Here is a 15,463-nt window from a genome sequence, read left to right on the forward strand (position 1 = left end):
AAGCTGGTCGCTACTGTACTGTCGCGAATCGATTCTTTCCCAATGGCATTTTTGGATTAACCGATAACGATCCGTTATCGAAATGACCGACAAACCCCATCGGATTTAACTCGCCGAATCGTTGTTCAAACGGGCGTTGTCCTTGAGTATTTCGGCAAACTCCAGAGCCGCCCCCACCAGTTGCTCGCCCTTGCGGGTGAGGATGCCGTAGTCCTGCGGGACCAAATGCAAAGGCGTATCCAGCGTCTTGAGCTGACCGCTTTCGAGCAGTGGGTTGACCATGGCATTGGGCAGCATCCCGATCATCGGCCCACGCTGCAGCACCTGGAGGAAGGTCTGCATCGAAATGGTGTCGACGGTGTTGCGGGGCATGCCCACGCCGGCTTCGGCGAACGCGAGTTCCATGCGCCCGCGAATCGGCGTACCCACCGGGTAAAGAATCCATGGCAAGTCCACCAGTTGCTCCAACGAGATGGGGCCGACACCTGCCAGCGGGTGCCGGTCGTTGACCACAATGCAGAACGGTTCGGGAGCCAGCGGTTGAAAGTCGTACCGCTGTTGCTGGCTTTGATCGGTGAAACGGGCGATGGCCAGGTCCAGTTTCTTCTCTTCAAGCATTTCCATCAGGTGGTTACTGGTTTGCTCCACCACCTCGATCGACAGCAATGGCCAGCGCTGTTTGATCTGCAAGATCGCCTCGGGCAGGGCCACCGCCGTAGCGGCAAATATTCCGCCGACCTTGAGGTGACCGTGCCCCCCCTCGCGCAGGCTGCTGATTTGCTCGACGAACGAGCGCGCGTCGTTCAAGGCGATTTGCGCATAGCGCAACACGTGTTCGCCCAGCGCCGTGGGCGGCATGGCCCGTGGTTGGCGCTCGAACAAGGCGAAACCGAGCAGGCTTTCGATCTCTTTGAGCATCTTGCTGATGGCCGGCTGGCTGAGGTTCATCTGTTGCGCCGCCAGGTGCATGTTACGGGTGCGCCCCAATGTGTCGATCAGCAGCAAATGCCTGAACTTGAGCCAACCGCAGAAACTGGAGAAGGACAGATCTGACATGAACACGCCTCGCACAGGTAATAACCGCAAGTTATCGAATACTGAATTTATCTCATTGGAGTTTATCGACTGTCCGTCCTAGCGTGAAGTCTTTACGAACCAGGAAGATGCCCCATGTCGCTATTGCTTACTCCCGAAAACACCCTGCCCGTCGATGGCGTCGCCGGTACCTTGATCGGCCGCGCCTGGGTACCAGGCCAGATCGCCGGACCTTCGCCGATCGTCCTGCGCGCCGACGGCGTGTTCGATCTGTCGGAGCGCTTCGCGACCCTGAGTGACTTGCTGGAATCGGACGCTCCTCTGTCGGCAGTGCGCGAGACGCCGGGCACCTTCATTGCCAGCATCGAGGCCCTGCTCGCCAACACCGGACCTGACGCCGACCCGTCCCGACCTTACCTGTTGGCCCCTCTGGACTTGCAGGTGATCAAGGCCGCCGGCGTGACCTTCGCCGCCAGCATGATCGAGCGTGTGATCGAGGAGCAGGCCGGTGGCGACGCCGCCAAAGCCGAAGCCGTGCGGGCCACCGTGCATGGCGTGATCGGTGACAACCTGCGTTCGATCGTTCCTGGCTCAGAGCAGGCCATGCGCCTGAAAGCCTTGTTGATCGAACAAGGCATGTGGTCGCAATACCTGGAAGTGGGCATCGGTCCGGACGCGGAAATCTTCACCAAGGCACCGGTTCTGGCCTCTGTTGGCAGCGGCAGCCGGATTGGCATTCATCCGGGTTCGCAGTGGAACAACCCGGAACCGGAAGTGGTGCTGGCGGTGAACAGTCGCGGGCAGATTCACGGTGCGACCCTGGGCAACGACGTCAACCTGCGAGACTTTGAAGGCCGCAGCGCGCTGCTGCTGAGCAAGGCCAAGGACAACAATGCATCCTGCTCGATCGGACCGTTCATTCGCCTGTTCGACGAGCACTTCAGCCTGGACGATGTCCGCGCCTGCGTGGTCGACCTTGAGGTGCAAGGTGAGGACGGTTACCGGATGCACGGATCGAGCTCCATGAGCCAGATCAGCCGTGACCCGCAGGACCTCGCCGGCCAGACCCTCAACGCCAATCACCAATACCCCGATGGTTTCCTGCTGTTTCTCGGTACCCTGTTCGCGCCCACCGAAGATCGTGATCATGTGGGCAGTGGTTTCACCCACAAACTGGGGGACCGGGTCAGCATCAGCAGCCCGTTGCTCGGCAGCCTGCACAATCAGGTGACCCACAGCTGCGAGGCAACGCCTTGGACCTTTGGCGTGAGCGCCTTGCTACGTAACCTGGCGTCCCGAGGATTGCTGCCACGCTGAGCCTGAACAGATTGTCGATTCATCCAATTACAAGAGAGACATGAATCATGAGTGACACCCCTAAACGCCGTCTGCGCAGCGAGCAATGGTTCAACGACCCTGCCCACGCGGACATGACTGCCCTGTATGTCGAACGCTACATGAACTACGGCATGACCCGAGAAGAGCTGCAATCGGGTCGCCCGATCATTGGCATCGCCCAGACCGGCAGCGACCTGACACCTTGCAACCGTCATCACCTGGAACTCGCGCAGCGGGTCAAGGCCGGCATTCGTGATGCCGGTGGCATCCCCATGGAATTCCCCGTCCACCCGATCGCCGAACAGTCACGCCGGCCGACTGCCGCACTGGATCGGAACCTGGCCTATCTGGGACTGGTGGAAATTCTCCACGGTTATCCGCTGGATGGTGTTGTACTCACCACCGGTTGCGACAAGACCACCCCGGCCTGCCTGATGGCCGCCGCCACCACTGACCTGCCGTCCATTGTGCTGTCCGGCGGGCCGATGCTCGACGGTCACCACAAGGGCGAACTGATCGGCTCCGGCACCGTGCTCTGGCACGCGCGCAACCTGATGGCGGCCGGTGAAATCGATTACGAAGGCTTCATGGAAATGACCACCGCGGCATCGCCTTCGGTGGGTCACTGCAACACCATGGGCACCGCACTGTCGATGAACGCACTGGCCGAAGCGCTGGGCATGTCGTTGCCGGGTTGCGCGAGTATTCCGGCGCCCTACCGCGAGCGCGGTCAAATGGCCTACGCCACCGGCAAGCGCATTTGCGAACTGGTGATGCAGGATGTACGCCCGTCACACATCATGACCCGCGAAGCCTTCGAAAACGCCATCGCCGTCGCGTCGGCGCTCGGCGCGTCAAGCAACTGCCCTCCGCACCTGATCGCCATCGCCCGGCACATGGGCGTCGAGTTGAGCCTGGATGACTGGCAACGGATTGGCGAAGACGTGCCGCTGCTGGTCAATTGCATGCCGGCCGGCAAATACCTGGGCGAAGGTTTCCATCGCGCGGGCGGCGTGCCATCGGTCATGCATGAACTGCAAAAAGCCGGGCGCCTGCACGAAGACTGCGCCACGGTCAGCGGCAAGACGATCGGCGAAATCGTCAGCAGCAGTCTGACCAGCAACGCTGACGTGATCTATCCCTTCGAGACCCCTCTCAAACATCGCGCGGGCTTCATCGTTCTCAGCGGTAACTTCTTCGATAGCGCAATCATGAAAATGTCGGTGGTCGGCGAGGCGTTCCGCAAGACCTATCTATCCGAGCCAGGCGCAGAAAACAGCTTTGAAGCACGGGCAATTGTGTTCGAAGGACCGGAGGACTATCACGCCCGAATCGACGACCCGGCGCTGGAAATCGACGAGCGCTGCATCCTGGTGATTCGTGGTGCCGGCACCGTGGGCTACCCCGGTAGTGCCGAAGTGGTGAACATGGCGCCACCGGCAGCACTGATCAAGCAAGGCATCGACTCTCTGCCGTGCCTGGGCGACGGTCGCCAGAGCGGCACCTCGGCCAGCCCTTCGATCCTCAACATGTCCCCGGAAGCCGCTGTCGGCGGAGGTTTGGCGCTGCTGAAAACCAACGACCGCCTGCGTGTGGACCTCAACGCAAGATCGGTAAACCTGCTGGTCGACGAAGCCGAAATGGCCCGCCGTCGCGCCGAGTGGACGCCTAACATCCCTGCGTCCCAAACGCCTTGGCAAGAGCTGTACCGGCAATTGGTTGGACAGTTATCGACGGGCGGATGCCTGGAGCCGGCCACCCTGCATATGCGGGTCATCGCTCGAAGTGGCGGCGAGCCGCGTCATTCGCACTGACGTTTTTTGCGCAGCCCTGCTATTTCGGCCGGGCAGAATCTGCTGATCGATGGCGGCGCGATTCGCTCAAGTCAGCAGGTCCGCCGCTGCGCATCGCTCCTCGAGCAAACGCACAAACATGGTCAGGCTTTGCGACACCGTCCCCCGGCGCCACACCAGCCAGGTTCGCAAATAGCGAAAGGACTCAGACAATGGCCACACACTCACGGTGGTGCAGCCCGGCATGCTTTCGAGCATGCTGCGCGGCATCAGCGCCAGGCCAGCACCGGAGCTGACACAGGCCAGCATGCCGTGATAGGACTCCATTTCGAAAATCTTGCCGGGCACTGCGGCGTCCTTGGCGAACCAACTTTCAAAGTGGTGGCGATAAGAGCAATTGGAACGAAAGGCGTAGATGTTTTCGCCGTTCACATCCTGCGCGCGGTGGATCGGGGCATGGTTGAGCGGCGCGATCAGCACCATCTCTTCCTCGAAGGCCGGCACACCCTCCAGTGCCGGATGCAGCACCGGCCCGTCGACAAACGCTGCGGCCAATCGACCCGAGAGCACGCCGTCAATCATGGTTCCGGAAGGTCCCGTGGACAAGGCCAGCTCGACTTTGGCGTGCTTCTGGTTATAGGCGGCCAACAACTCAGGAATGCGCACCGCCGCCGTGCTCTCCAGCGAACCGAGGGGAAACGATCCTTGCGGCTCTTCCCCGGCAACCGTCGCGCGGGCCTCCTGGACCAGGTCGAGGATGCGTCGGGCATAGTCGAGAAAACTCCAACCGGCCGGCGACAGCCGCAGGCGGCTTTTCTCGCGGATAAACAGGTCCACGCCCAGATCCTGCTCCAGTTGCTTGATCCGCGTCGTCAGGTTCGACGGCACCCGATGGATATGCTGAGCGGCCACGCTGATGCTGCCGTGCTCGGCGACAGCTTTGAAAATTTCGAGCTGAACCAGATCCAAGTCATTCTCCAAACGTGAACGGTACGATCAGTATTATTCAGTTTCCAGAAAACAAATACCACCGTAGTCTGAACCCATCCCCACCCCGCAGGACGGTGCCATGACCCATGTTTCCAGCCTCACCCATGCCATTTCGATCAACCCCGCCAACGGCGAGCAGATCGGCCACTACCCTTTTGAATCCGATGCGGCGCTGCAATCCGCACTGTCACGCGCTGCGGCCGGGTTTCGTGTCTGGCGCGGCACACCGGTGGCGCAACGCGCGCAACGGCTGATCGCCCTGGCCAACGTCTTGCGCAACAACGCAGAAGCAATGGCAACCATGATCACCCTGGAGATGGGGAAGCCGATCAGTCAGGCCCGTGGCGAAATCGAAAAATGTGCGCAGCTCTGCGAATGGTACGCCGAGCACGGCCCGGCCATGCTCAACGCTGAACCGACACTGGTTGAGGGCGGGAAAGCGCGCATTGAATACCGCCCGCTCGGCCCGATTCTCGCGGTAATGCCGTGGAACTTCCCGATCTGGCAGGTACTACGTGGCGCCGTTCCGGTACTGCTCGCCGGCAACACCTACGTGCTCAAACACGCACCCAACGTGATGGGCAGCGCTTACCTGTTGCTGGATGCCTTCAAGCAAGCCGAATTCCCTGAAGGGGTTTTCGAAGTCATCAACGTCACGCCGGACGGCGTTTCCACGGCGATCAAAGATTCACGCATTGCAGCGGTGACCCTCACCGGCAGCGTGCGGGCCGGCATGGCCATCGGCGCGCAGGCCGGTGCAGCGTTGAAAAAATGTGTATTGGAGCTCGGTGGTTCCGACCCTTTTATCGTGCTCAACGATGCCGACCTCGACGATGCGGTGAAAGCCGCCGTCATTGGCCGTTATCAAAACACCGGGCAAGTCTGCGCAGCGGCCAAACGCCTGATTGTCGAGCAAGGCATCGTCGAGGAGTTCACACGCAAGTTCGTCGAAGCCACGCGCAAACTGGTGGTCGGTGATCCACTCGCCGCCACCACGTACGTCGGCCCGATGGCCCGCTTTGATCTGCGTGATGAACTGGATCAACAGGTGCGAGATACCCTGGAAGAAGGCGCGACATTGTTGCTGGGTGGCAAGAAAGCAGAAGGCCCCGGCAACTTCTACGAGCCAACGGTTTTCGCTGATGTCACCGACCAGATGACCTCGTTCAAGCAGGAACTGTTTGGCCCGGTCGCGTCGATCATCACCGCACGCGATGCCACCCACGCGCTGGAATTGGCAAATGACAGTGAATTCGGCCTCGCTGCGACTATCTACACCGGCAACGTAGAACGTGCCCAACAGATGGCCGGCGAACTGGAAACCGGTGGCGTATTCATCAACGGTTACTGCGCCTCCGATCCGCGCGTCACCTTCGGCGGCGTGAAGAAGAGCGGTTTTGGTCGCGAGCTTTCGCACTTCGGCGTGCGGGAATTCTGCAACGCGCAGACGGTGTGGCTGGATCGTCACTAAGTGCAGGGATGAAGTCTTGAAAGCTGGCTCCAGGTGAATTTTGTGGAGCCTTCAAGGCATAAAAAAGCTGCCGCTTCATAAGCGGCAGTTGATGACGGGCAGCAACGAGCCCAGCGCACGGGTGCACGTGGCGACGCCGCTGCGCAAGGCCGCCGTGGCAGGCCTTGGCATCGCGCTGCCAGGCCTCTACACCTCGCGATAAAGAATCATGCCCGCGTGGTACAGAATCCCGTCGCGGAAGTCGCCATCAGCCGTGAACCCGGTGTCATCGACGTACTCCATGTGGTCACCTTCCAGCCAATACCGCCCCTGGTAGGCACTCGCCTTCCGGCCCCGGGCTTCATCGTACCGGCCACCCGGCAAGAGCTCATGGCGGATGAGCCCGTCTGCCGTGACCCACATACCGACGTACTTGTCCTGATCAGCGGATTTTTTTACCGTCATGTTCAAGTCCTCGGTTCAGTACGCGCTGGCAGTCGGACGGACAATCAGCTCACTGACATCCACATCGGCAGGCTGTTCGATGGCGTAAGCGATAGCGCGAGCGACGGCCATTGCCGGGATGGCGATCTTGCGGAACTCGCGCATCTCGGCACGCCCGCCTTCATCGGAAATGCTCTCGGCCAGCTCGGACTCGGTTACGCCGGGTGAAATCACCGTGACACGAATGTCCCCGCCGACCTCCTGACGCAATCCCTCAGATATGGCGCGCACTGCAAACTTCGTCGCGCAGTAGACCGACGCCGTTGGGCTGACGGTGTAGGCGCCAATCGATGCAATGTTGATGAACTGGCCTGATTTCTGTTTTTGCATCAACGGCAAACCTGCCGCGATACCGTGCAAGACGCCACGAATATTGACGTCGATCATCTGATCCCATTCCGAGACCTTCAGCGCCTCGAGTTTCGACAGCGGCATGACCCCGGCGTTATTGACGAATACGTCGACCCGGCCATGCAGATTCAACGCAAAATCCACGAACGCTTGTACGTCGGTCAGACGGGTGACATCCAATGCCTGAAAGTGGGCACTTCCCCCGCTGGAATTGATCTGCGCGCAGAGTATTTCGAGGCGCTCCGTACGACGTGCCCCGAGCACGACATGTGCACCGCTACTGGCCAACAGGCGCGCTGTCGCCTCACCTATTCCGCTGCTCGCGCCCGTAATCAGAACGACTTTTTTCGAGATATTCGACATGACCCTAATCCCTCACTTGAGTGGCTGGTGACGCGAGAGCGGTGTCTCGCTGCCAGTCCAGATTAGGGATAACGGTGGGCAGCCAGTTAGTCAGATCCTTCTGACAACTTGCCTGATCCTGTCGGGATAACGGGCTGCGACTTACCGGTTCAACGACGGCGAGCGTCGAGGCTGAAGCGACCGGCACCGAAAGCCACGACCTGCAATAGGCCACCGGCCATCGCGATGTTCTTGAAGAAGTGGATGAACTGGTTTTGATCGCCCAGTGCGTTATGGAAAGCCAGTGCGGTAAATACGCTGAACACGGCCAGTACAGCGGCAACGGTGCGAGTGCGGTAACCGGCGATCAGTGCCAGGCCACCACCGACTTCGACAATGATCGCCAACGCCAGCGCCAGTTCCGGAAGCGGAAGACCCACGGAGCTGATGTAGCCGACCATCATCGCGGGAGCGGCCAGTTTCGAAAAACCGGAGAGAATGAAGATTGCGCTGAGCAGTACGCGACCGATCAACGAAGCCGAGGCTTGGGTCACGTCGCGGCGGCTCTGTTCAGAGCCGGTGGAATGAGCGATGTTTGCAGAAGTAGTCATGAGGTATTTCCTTCAAAGTTTGTGCGACTCGCCATGAATCGCTGCTGTGAAGAAATTTTGCGTCTTGTCCTCTCATCTGAATAGCCGACTAATTTAGATCATTAGATTCGAATAAATAGGCAAGTAATTCACCCCATCAACAGGGAGTTCAATCGTGCAAATCGTTGAGCGAACCTCTGCAACAGGCCTGGAATCGCACATTCGCGGTCAGCGCCTGGCCGCCTCCGAAGATGTTTTTTCCAACGATGTGCTGGTGCAGATCTTTACCCGGGAAAGGATTGAACAGAGCTTTGTCGTTCCCGCCGTGGCTGAACCGCTGATTGTCTGGGTGCTGTGCGGGAGCGCCACCATTGAAGAACGGGAGCCCGGCAAAGAGTGGCTGGCGAGTGAGGTGACAAAGGGTGATTTTTTCCTGACCACCAGTGCTGTGCCCTACGAAATGCGCTGGCACGTGAACAGTGCGGAGCCTTTCGTGGTGATGCACATTTACCTCGGTCTGCCATTGCTTGAACGTGCAATCCAGGAAACCCACAAAGAGGTCACCGGTGCGATTTGCCTGCGGGAAATATCCGGCGGTCGAGATGAAGCGCTGTCAGTGCTGTTCGAACAATTCAGAGTTGAACTGACTACCCAGGGAGAATCCAGCCCCCTGCTGATGCAAGGCATCGCCCAGTGCATCGCCGTGCATCTGGCGCGCCGGTATCTTGATACGCAAGCGGACAACATCGTGCAGCGCAACGCCCTGCCGGCCTTCAAGCTCAAGCGTGTGCTGAACGCGATGGAGAGGTCATTGAGTGAGGCGTTTTGTCTGGGTAACCTGGCCGACGAAGCCGGCATGAGCGAGTACCACTTCAGCCGCCTGTTCAAACGCGCCACGGGGCTTTCACCCTCGCGCTACTTCATCAGGTTGAGAATGACCAAAGCCAGGCAACTGCTGATTGAAACCGACATGAGCATCATCGATGCCGGACTGGAAGTCGGGTACAGCAGCGCCAGCCATTTCTCTCAAGCGTTCAAACGGGAAGTCGGCGTCCTGCCTAGTCACTACCGCAAATGAAGAACGCGGCACGGCGTGTACCGTGCCGCAGGTAAACCCGACCCATCAACTGCCCACGGGAATGCTCATGCCGCCATCGGCCATGACCACCGAGCCGACAATGAAACTGGCGCGCTCGGAGGCCAGGAATGCCACGATTTCGGCGATCTCCCCGGGCGAGGCGGCACGGCCAATGGGGGCGGATTTCCCGTGCTCTTGCAGGAAACCCGGGCCGTCTTCCATGAAGTGATTGAGCAGATTGGTGACCACGTCACCCACGCCAATCGCGTTGACCCGGATACCGTGTTCTATCGCTTCCAGCGCCTGGGTCCGGGTCAGCTGCGCCAGTGCCCCTTTCGACGCGGTGTAGGCCGCAATACCGGGGAAGGCAAAGTAAGAGGCATAGGAGGCAATATTGACGATAGCGCCTGACTTTTTCTTCATCATTTCTTTCGCCGCTTCGCGGGAATGGAGAAATGCACCCGTCACGTTTGTCTCCATCTGCCAGCTCCAGTCCTCGCGGGTCATCTCGACCAGAGGTTTGTAGATGATCCGTCCCGCATTATTGACCAGCACATCGAGCGTGCCGAAGTGTTGAACGGCCAGTGCAACAGCCTGTTCAGCCGAGCCATCGACCGTGATATCCGCCACCAAAGGCACCAGCCCCGGGCGCTCAAGTGCATTCACTTCAGGGTTGATGTCTTCGGCTATGATCCTGGCGCCACGGGCATGAAACAGCTCGACGATGGCACGGCCGATACCGCTGGCGGCGCCCGTCACAATCACGACTTTGCCGGCGATCTCGTTGGGGGTAGGAATGAAATCAGTCATCTTGTTTCTCCTGTTAAGAGCGCAGCTGAATAATTCCAGCCGCTGCGCATACGCCTGAACGTATGGGGGTGTCGCAATCGACGACTCAACTGTCGCCGATTGCGACCCGCCACTCTTTAGGAGCCTTGCTCACCCTGTCGGGGCTTTGCGCTTATCTGTCCGGCGTTTCAGTTTCCCTGAGGGTCGGGTTGAAAGCGCAAGCCGGGCAGGCAATCCAGGCTGATGAAACGGTTAGCAATACCGGGATAATATTGGCCATTACGTTCGAGGAAACACGCATGATTTCTGATCCCGGAACACCGACACTGGACCAACTGCGCGTGTTCCTGACGGTCGTTGAAGTTGGCAGTTTTGCAGCGGCTGCCAGAAAGCTGCATCGAGCCACTTCGGTCATCAGCTACTCGATTGCCAACCTGGAAATGCAGCTCGGCGTGTCGCTGTTTGACCGTCAGACCACACGCAAGCCGCAGCTCACCGACGCCGGCCGCACCGTCCTGGCCGAAGCCCGGACCATCGCCAATGGCATTCATGGTTTACGCGCCAAAGTGAAAGGGCTGCTTCAGGGGCTTGAAGCCGAAGTCCACGTGGTGCTCGATGTGATGCTTCCCCCGGAGCGCGTGGTCGACGCACTCAAATCCTTTCGCGAAGAATTTCCTACGGTTGCCCTGCACTTGCATATGGAAGCGCTCGGCGCCGTTACGGAACTGGTGATCAACCGTGGTGCAATCGTCGGCGTCAGTGGGCCGATGAACGAAGGCATCGACGGTATCGAAAGAATTGGCGTCGGCAGCGTGGAGCTGATTCCGGTGGCAGCCCCGAATCATCCACTGGCTTCAAGCGACTCGAATGTGCCCGGTGCCGGGCGAGAGTTCACGCAACTGGTGTTGTCCGATCGCTCGCTTCTGACCAAAGGCAAGGATTTCGCCGTGCTCAGTAACCGCACCTGGCGTCTGGCGGACCTGGGTGCCAAGCACATGCTGCTGCGTGAAGGCATCGGTTGGGGGAACATGCCGTTGCCGATGGTCCAGGAAGATCTGGAGAGCGGCCGGCTCGTGCAATTGAACATACCGGAATACAAAAGCGGCCAATATACCTTCGACGTCATCTACCGTACGGATCTGCCACCGGGCCCTGCGGCAAGGTGGTTGATCGACCGGTTCGTACAACAAGGCTCGGTGCTGGATAGCGCCGCTTGAGGACGATTTCGCCCTGCCTGCATCAGCTCTCGAACGGGTGCTGGCAGGGCTGCGTGAAACCATTTCCCATGACGACTACTTGCTCGCTGCGGCAAGCGCCATCTTCGACGGCCTGCTCGACGAATTTGTGAAAGAGGAACAACCCGATGAGTAAGGTTTCCACATTGGACGTTGACGAGAATCTGTCGAGGCCTCAGCCGGTCAGTTTGCGTGAGGCGTTCTGGTTCTGGCTAAAGCTCGGCTTCATCAGTTTCGGCGGGCCGGCAGGACAGATCTCGATCATGCACCAGGAGTTGGTAGAACGGCGGCGCTGGATTTCGGAACGCAGATTTTTGCATGCCCTCAACTACTGCATGTTGCTGCCCGGGCCTGAGGCTCAGCAGTTGGCGACCTACATTGGCTGGCTGATGCATCGGACATGGGGAGGAGTTATTGCAGGCGCACTGTTTGTGTTGCCCTCGCTGTTCATCCTGATTGCGTTGTCGTGGATGTACATCGCGTTCGGCGAAATGCCCGTGGTGGCCGGGCTCTTCTATGGGATAAAGCCCGCCGTGACGGCCATCGTGGTGCAAGCGGCACACAGGATCGGCTCTCGGGCACTGAAGAACAATTGGCTGTGGGCGATAGCGGCGGCGTCATTTACCGCGATCTTCGCATTCAACGTTCCATTCCCGCTGATCGTGCTGAGCGCCGCTTTGATCGGCTATGTCGGAGGGCGTCTGGCGCCCGAGAAATTCAGGACCGGGGGCCATGGTTCCGCCAAAAAATCCTTCGGGCCAGCCTTGATCGATGACGACACCCCCACCCCTGAGCATGCCCGTTTTAACTGGCTGAAACTGGCGTCGCTCGCACTTATCGGCGCCACGCTCTGGGCATTGCCGATGGGCATCTTGACCCTCCTCTTCGGCTGGGAAGGCACCTTGACTCAAATGAGCTGGTTCTTTACCAAAGCCGCGTTGCTGACCTTTGGCGGTGCGTATGCCGTGCTTCCGTATGTCTACCAGGGCGCGGTCGGACACTATGGCTGGCTGACCCCGACACAGATGATCGACGGGCTGGCGCTGGGGGAAACCACACCGGGGCCGCTGATCATGGTCGTGGCCTTTGTCGGCTTTGTCGGTGCCTATGTCTCGCAAGTGTTCGGAGCCGATCAGGTGTTTATGGCCGGGGCCGTGGCGGCCTCGCTGGTGACCTGGTTCACCTTCCTGCCCTCGTTCCTGTTCATCCTCGCGGGTGGCCCGCTGGTGGAGTCGACCCACAACGAACTCAAGTTCACGGCACCGCTTACCGCCATAACAGCCGCCGTGGTTGGAGTGATCCTCAATCTGGCGTGCTTCTTCGGCTATCACGTGCTTTGGCCAACAGGCTTCAGCGGCAACCTCGACTGGCCCTCCGCGCTGATCGCGATTGCGGCGGCGGTTGCCTTGTTCCGCTTCAAGCGGGGCGTCATTCAGGTGCTGATGGCCTGCGCGCTCGTCGGTTTGACCGTGCATCTGTTGCGTTAGCCTGGTGCAAGGAATGCGAGGGTGAATCGCATAAATGGCCTTCACCCACGCCCTGAACCAGACTAGACCCGAAATTGCTGCATCAGCCCCTGCTGATGGTTGGCCAGGCGGTTCAGCGCCTGGCTCACCTGGGCCGATTCCTCGGCCTGCCCCGACAGGGATTCGGTGACATCGCGGATGGTCGCCACGTTGGTATTGATCTCTTCGGCCACGGCGCTCTGCTCCTCGGCGGCGCTGGCAATCTGCAGGTTCATGTCGGAGATGACCGATACCGATTCGCCGATTCGACGCAAGGCGGCGACCGCCTGTTCGACGTGTACGACGCTGCCCTGTGCTTGCTGGTAGCTGCTGTTCATTGCACTGGCGACTTCGCGGGTCCCCTTCTGCAAACCTTCGATGACCTGACGGATTTCCTCCACCGAGTCCTGGGTCCGCTTGGCCAGGTTGCGCACCTCATCGGCAACCACCGCAAAGCCGCGCCCGGCCTCACCGGCACGCGCAGCTTCGATGGCGGCATTGAGGGCGAGCAAGTTGGTCTGCTCGGCGATGCTGCGGATCACCTCCAGCACCAACCCAATCTGTTCACTGTTGGCCGCCAGGCCTTCGACCTGCGCCATGGCACTGCTCATGTCGCGCGCCAGGGCATCGATGGCGCTGGTGGTGTGGCCAATGATGCCGAGGCCTTCGCGGGTGGCGAGATCGGCACCACGCGCCGCTTCAGCGGCCTGCGCCGCGCTGCGGGCGACATCCTGGGCGGTGGCGCTCATCTCGTTGGAGGCCGTGGCCACCTGGTCCACTTCGCGATATTGCTGCTGCATGCCGGAGCTGGTCTGGCTGGCGATCGCCGCGGACTGGTCAGCGGTGCTGCGGGCGTCCTGCACCGAACGCTTGACGTCGGCAATCACCGGTTGCAGCTTGTCGAGGAAGCGGTTGAACCAACCGGCCAGTTCGCCCAGCTCGTCCTTGCGCGAGTAGTCGAGGCGACGGGTCAGGTCGCCTTCACCGCTGGCGATGTCCTTGAGCATGCTGGCGACCCCAAGGATCGGTCGGGTCACGCCACGCGCGGTCAGCCACACCAGGAGCAGACCGGCGATGGCGGCGGCTATCCCGAGCAGCAGCTCCAGCCAGGTTCCCTGGGTGTTGCGCACGTCCAGATCGTTCTGCAAGGCCATGGCCGGCGCCAGCAGGGTCGTCATGGGCACGTCCAGCAACACGGCCCAGGGCTTGGCATCTGGAATGGGTTGCAGCGGTGCCAGCACCTGCAAATGGTCGTTCGTCTGCTGCTCATGCCCCTGCCCCTGGCGTTGCAAGTCCAGCAGCTCGGCCGCTTCGCCCGGGTAGGCCTTGGACAGGCTCTGGCCGAGCAGGCCGGCGTCCACACTGTGACCGGCCAGCAAGCCGGCCGGGCTGAGGATACTGATGGCGCCCTGCCCCTGATAAAGGCCATGACTGCCCGCCGTCGCCAACTGCTGAAGATTGCTCAGGCTGATGTCCATGCCGACCACCGCGATCATGCGACCGTTCTCGATGACCGGAAAAGTCAAGGTGGTGATCAGCGTCTTCTGCCCCGAAGCGTCATCAAAGTAGGGATTCAACAAGCAGGGCTTAAGGCTTTGCTTGGGGCAGTTGAACCAGGTATTGAAAGGGCTGCCGTCGAGCATGGGCGTGGCGTCGCTGATCATGTCTTCGGTCACCGCCAGGGTATTCAGGCTTGCACCGCGCTGTGCCCAGTAAGTGGCGAAGCGACCTTGTTCGTTACTGCCCGTTTCGGCATGGCCGGCAAAGGCGGAATCGTCGCCGCCCAGCGCATCAGGTTCGAACACCAGGTAGAGGCTGAGCAGTTGCGGGTTGGCCTGCAACGCCTCTTTGATCTGCTGGTTGAGCGAATCACGCAGGGACTGACCGTCCAGATTCAGTTTCTGCGCCTGGCGCCGCTGGCGCATTACTTCGCGGGATAAGTTCAGGCCGTCCTGATAGGCCGACATGAAGTAACGCTGGATGGTCAACGCCTGAACCTTGCCCTCCCCTTGCATGCGTTCGCGGGCCGATGCTTCGAGCATCTGCGCACTGCTCGCCTTGACCAGCGTGGTCCCGGCCCCCATGCGGTAGAGCGAGATGCCGATGAGCATGGCAACGATAGCCACCAGACAGAAGCCGGTCAGCAAGGTGATCTTCCATTGGATGGAAAGTCGGTCAAGAGGCATTGAAGCAGTCCTTTTGCGGAGATACTGGTTGAGGTCCGACGATGCGCGCATTGACGGCGGAACCCGACGGCAACGTGGATCGGGTCAGCTCAGCAAGCAGTACTGGCCCCCTGACATCAATCACCAGCACTTTTCACGCCAAAGACATAAACTCCTTAAATTACAATTACTTAATAAGAAAATTGGAACCTACTCGCCGCAGACAGAGGGCCCCTGTGTAAAATTTTGCGACAGACTATCTCTACTTGAATCACTACCTGACCAACCTCCACATGCG

At 60.0% G+C, this 15,463-nt stretch carries 13 protein-coding genes and 2 pseudogenes; 7 read left to right on the forward strand and 8 right to left on the reverse strand.

Features of this window, described 5'->3' with window-relative positions:
• Nucleotides 1-105 precede the first annotated feature (105 nt).
• Nucleotides 106-1,056 (reverse strand): LysR family transcriptional regulator, encoded by a 951-nt coding sequence (locus K5R88_RS09065; RefSeq protein WP_008024779.1) that lies wholly within the window; start codon nt 1,054-1,056, stop codon nt 106-108.
• 114 nt (nt 1,057-1,170) lie between these two features.
• On the opposite strand from K5R88_RS09065, the gene K5R88_RS09070 reads away from it, so the two are divergent.
• Together K5R88_RS09070 and K5R88_RS09075 are read left to right on the forward strand one after the other, a co-directional pair.
• Nucleotides 1,171-2,352 carry a fumarylacetoacetate hydrolase family protein gene (locus K5R88_RS09070; protein ID WP_008024778.1) on the forward strand — a complete coding sequence of 394 codons (1,182 nt, stop codon included), beginning with the start codon at nt 1,171-1,173 and terminating at the stop codon, nt 2,350-2,352.
• A gap of 47 nt (nt 2,353-2,399) precedes the next feature.
• Nucleotides 2,400-4,187, forward strand: coding sequence for an IlvD/Edd family dehydratase (locus K5R88_RS09075; RefSeq protein ID WP_008024776.1), 1,788 nt, complete (start codon nt 2,400-2,402; stop codon nt 4,185-4,187).
• A 66-nt stretch (nt 4,188-4,253) separates the two neighbouring features.
• Here the strand turns inward: K5R88_RS09075 and ptrR are convergent, their stop codons facing one another.
• Nucleotides 4,254-5,135, reverse strand: coding sequence for a putrescine utilization regulator PtrR (ptrR, locus tag K5R88_RS09080; protein WP_008024741.1), 882 nt, complete (start codon nt 5,133-5,135; stop codon nt 4,254-4,256).
• Between the two features lie 100 nt (nt 5,136-5,235).
• Here ptrR and K5R88_RS09085 point away from each other — a divergent pair, with 100 nt between their 5' ends.
• Nucleotides 5,236-6,627: an aldehyde dehydrogenase family protein gene (locus K5R88_RS09085; protein WP_226299808.1), complete on the forward strand. Its 1,392-nt coding sequence runs from the start codon at nt 5,236-5,238 to the stop codon at nt 6,625-6,627.
• Between the two features lie 186 nt (nt 6,628-6,813).
• Here the strand turns inward: K5R88_RS09085 and K5R88_RS09090 are convergent, their stop codons facing one another.
• The 3 genes from K5R88_RS09090 to K5R88_RS09100 form a co-directional block, all read right to left on the reverse strand.
• On the reverse strand, nt 6,814-7,071 hold the full coding sequence (locus K5R88_RS09090; protein WP_223449418.1) for an Atu4866 domain-containing protein: 258 nt from the start codon (nt 7,069-7,071) through the stop codon (nt 6,814-6,816).
• A 15-nt stretch (nt 7,072-7,086) separates the two neighbouring features.
• Complete coding sequence (locus K5R88_RS09095; RefSeq protein WP_192228354.1) at nt 7,087-7,824, reverse strand: SDR family oxidoreductase; 738 nt, start codon at nt 7,822-7,824, stop codon at nt 7,087-7,089.
• A gap of 149 nt (nt 7,825-7,973) precedes the next feature.
• Nucleotides 7,974-8,414, reverse strand: a complete 441-nt coding sequence (locus K5R88_RS09100; RefSeq protein WP_008024732.1) for a DoxX family protein — start codon at nt 8,412-8,414, stop codon at nt 7,974-7,976.
• 154 nt (nt 8,415-8,568) lie between these two features.
• Between K5R88_RS09100 and K5R88_RS09105 the strand changes: the two genes are divergently transcribed.
• A complete protein-coding gene (locus K5R88_RS09105; protein ID WP_226299809.1) occupies nt 8,569-9,471 on the forward strand; it encodes a helix-turn-helix domain-containing protein in 903 nt (300 codons plus the stop codon).
• Between the two features lie 45 nt (nt 9,472-9,516).
• Here K5R88_RS09105 and K5R88_RS09110 read toward each other — a convergent pair whose 3' ends face one another.
• Complete coding sequence (locus K5R88_RS09110; protein ID WP_008039092.1) at nt 9,517-10,281, reverse strand: SDR family NAD(P)-dependent oxidoreductase; 765 nt, start codon at nt 10,279-10,281, stop codon at nt 9,517-9,519.
• 278 nt (nt 10,282-10,559) lie between these two features.
• On the opposite strand from K5R88_RS09110, the gene K5R88_RS09115 reads away from it, so the two are divergent.
• The 3 genes and pseudogenes from K5R88_RS09115 to chrA all read left to right on the forward strand — a co-directional run bounded on the left by K5R88_RS09115 (nt 10,560) and on the right by chrA (nt 12,982).
• Nucleotides 10,560-11,477, forward strand: a complete 918-nt coding sequence (locus K5R88_RS09115; RefSeq protein WP_008024727.1) for a LysR family transcriptional regulator — start codon at nt 10,560-10,562, stop codon at nt 11,475-11,477.
• A 19-nt stretch (nt 11,478-11,496) separates the two neighbouring features.
• A pseudogene (locus tag K5R88_RS09120) lies at nt 11,497-11,631 on the forward strand (chromate resistance protein ChrB domain-containing protein); the annotation flags it as partial.
• Complete coding sequence (gene chrA / locus K5R88_RS09125; protein WP_223435184.1) at nt 11,624-12,982, forward strand: chromate efflux transporter; 1,359 nt, start codon at nt 11,624-11,626, stop codon at nt 12,980-12,982. The pseudogene K5R88_RS09120 and the gene chrA, both read left to right, overlap by 8 nt.
• A 62-nt stretch (nt 12,983-13,044) precedes the next feature.
• On the opposite strand, the gene K5R88_RS30875 is transcribed toward chrA, so the two are convergent.
• Together K5R88_RS30875 and K5R88_RS30880 are read right to left on the reverse strand one after the other, a co-directional pair.
• A complete protein-coding gene (locus K5R88_RS30875) occupies nt 13,045-13,800 on the reverse strand; it encodes a methyl-accepting chemotaxis protein (protein WP_442963912.1) in 756 nt (251 codons plus the stop codon).
• Nucleotides 13,801-13,950: 150 nt separating this feature from the next.
• Nucleotides 13,951-15,237 (reverse strand): annotated as a pseudogene (locus K5R88_RS30880) (PDC sensor domain-containing protein); the annotation flags it as partial.
• Nucleotides 15,238-15,463: the final 226 nt, after the last annotated feature.

It is taken from the genome of Pseudomonas sp. MM213 (assembly GCF_020423045.1).
In the GTDB taxonomy this organism is placed as follows: Bacteria; Pseudomonadota; Gammaproteobacteria; order Pseudomonadales; family Pseudomonadaceae; genus Aquipseudomonas; species Aquipseudomonas migulae.

Coding starts and splice junctions, on each gene's coding strand:
- K5R88_RS09065 (WP_008024779.1), bottom strand. CDS start 1,056: ATGTCAGATCTGTCCTTCTCCAGTTTCTGCGGTTGGCTCAAGTTCAGG.
- K5R88_RS09070 (WP_008024778.1), top strand. CDS start 1,171: ATGTCGCTATTGCTTACTCCCGAAAACACCCTGCCCGTCGATGGCGTC.
- K5R88_RS09075 (WP_008024776.1), top strand. CDS start 2,400: ATGAGTGACACCCCTAAACGCCGTCTGCGCAGCGAGCAATGGTTCAAC.
- K5R88_RS09085 (WP_226299808.1), top strand. CDS start 5,236: ATGACCCATGTTTCCAGCCTCACCCATGCCATTTCGATCAACCCCGCC.
- K5R88_RS09090 (WP_223449418.1), bottom strand. CDS start 7,071: ATGACGGTAAAAAAATCCGCTGATCAGGACAAGTACGTCGGTATGTGG.
- K5R88_RS09095 (WP_192228354.1), bottom strand. CDS start 7,824: ATGTCGAATATCTCGAAAAAAGTCGTTCTGATTACGGGCGCGAGCAGC.
- K5R88_RS09100 (WP_008024732.1), bottom strand. CDS start 8,414: ATGACTACTTCTGCAAACATCGCTCATTCCACCGGCTCTGAACAGAGC.
- K5R88_RS09110 (WP_008039092.1), bottom strand. CDS start 10,281: ATGACTGATTTCATTCCTACCCCCAACGAGATCGCCGGCAAAGTCGTG.
- K5R88_RS09115 (WP_008024727.1), top strand. CDS start 10,560: ATGATTTCTGATCCCGGAACACCGACACTGGACCAACTGCGCGTGTTC.
- chrA (WP_223435184.1), top strand. CDS start 11,624: ATGAGTAAGGTTTCCACATTGGACGTTGACGAGAATCTGTCGAGGCCT.
- K5R88_RS30875 (WP_442963912.1), bottom strand. CDS start 13,800: ATGCAGCAGCAATATCGCGAAGTGGACCAGGTGGCCACGGCCTCCAAC.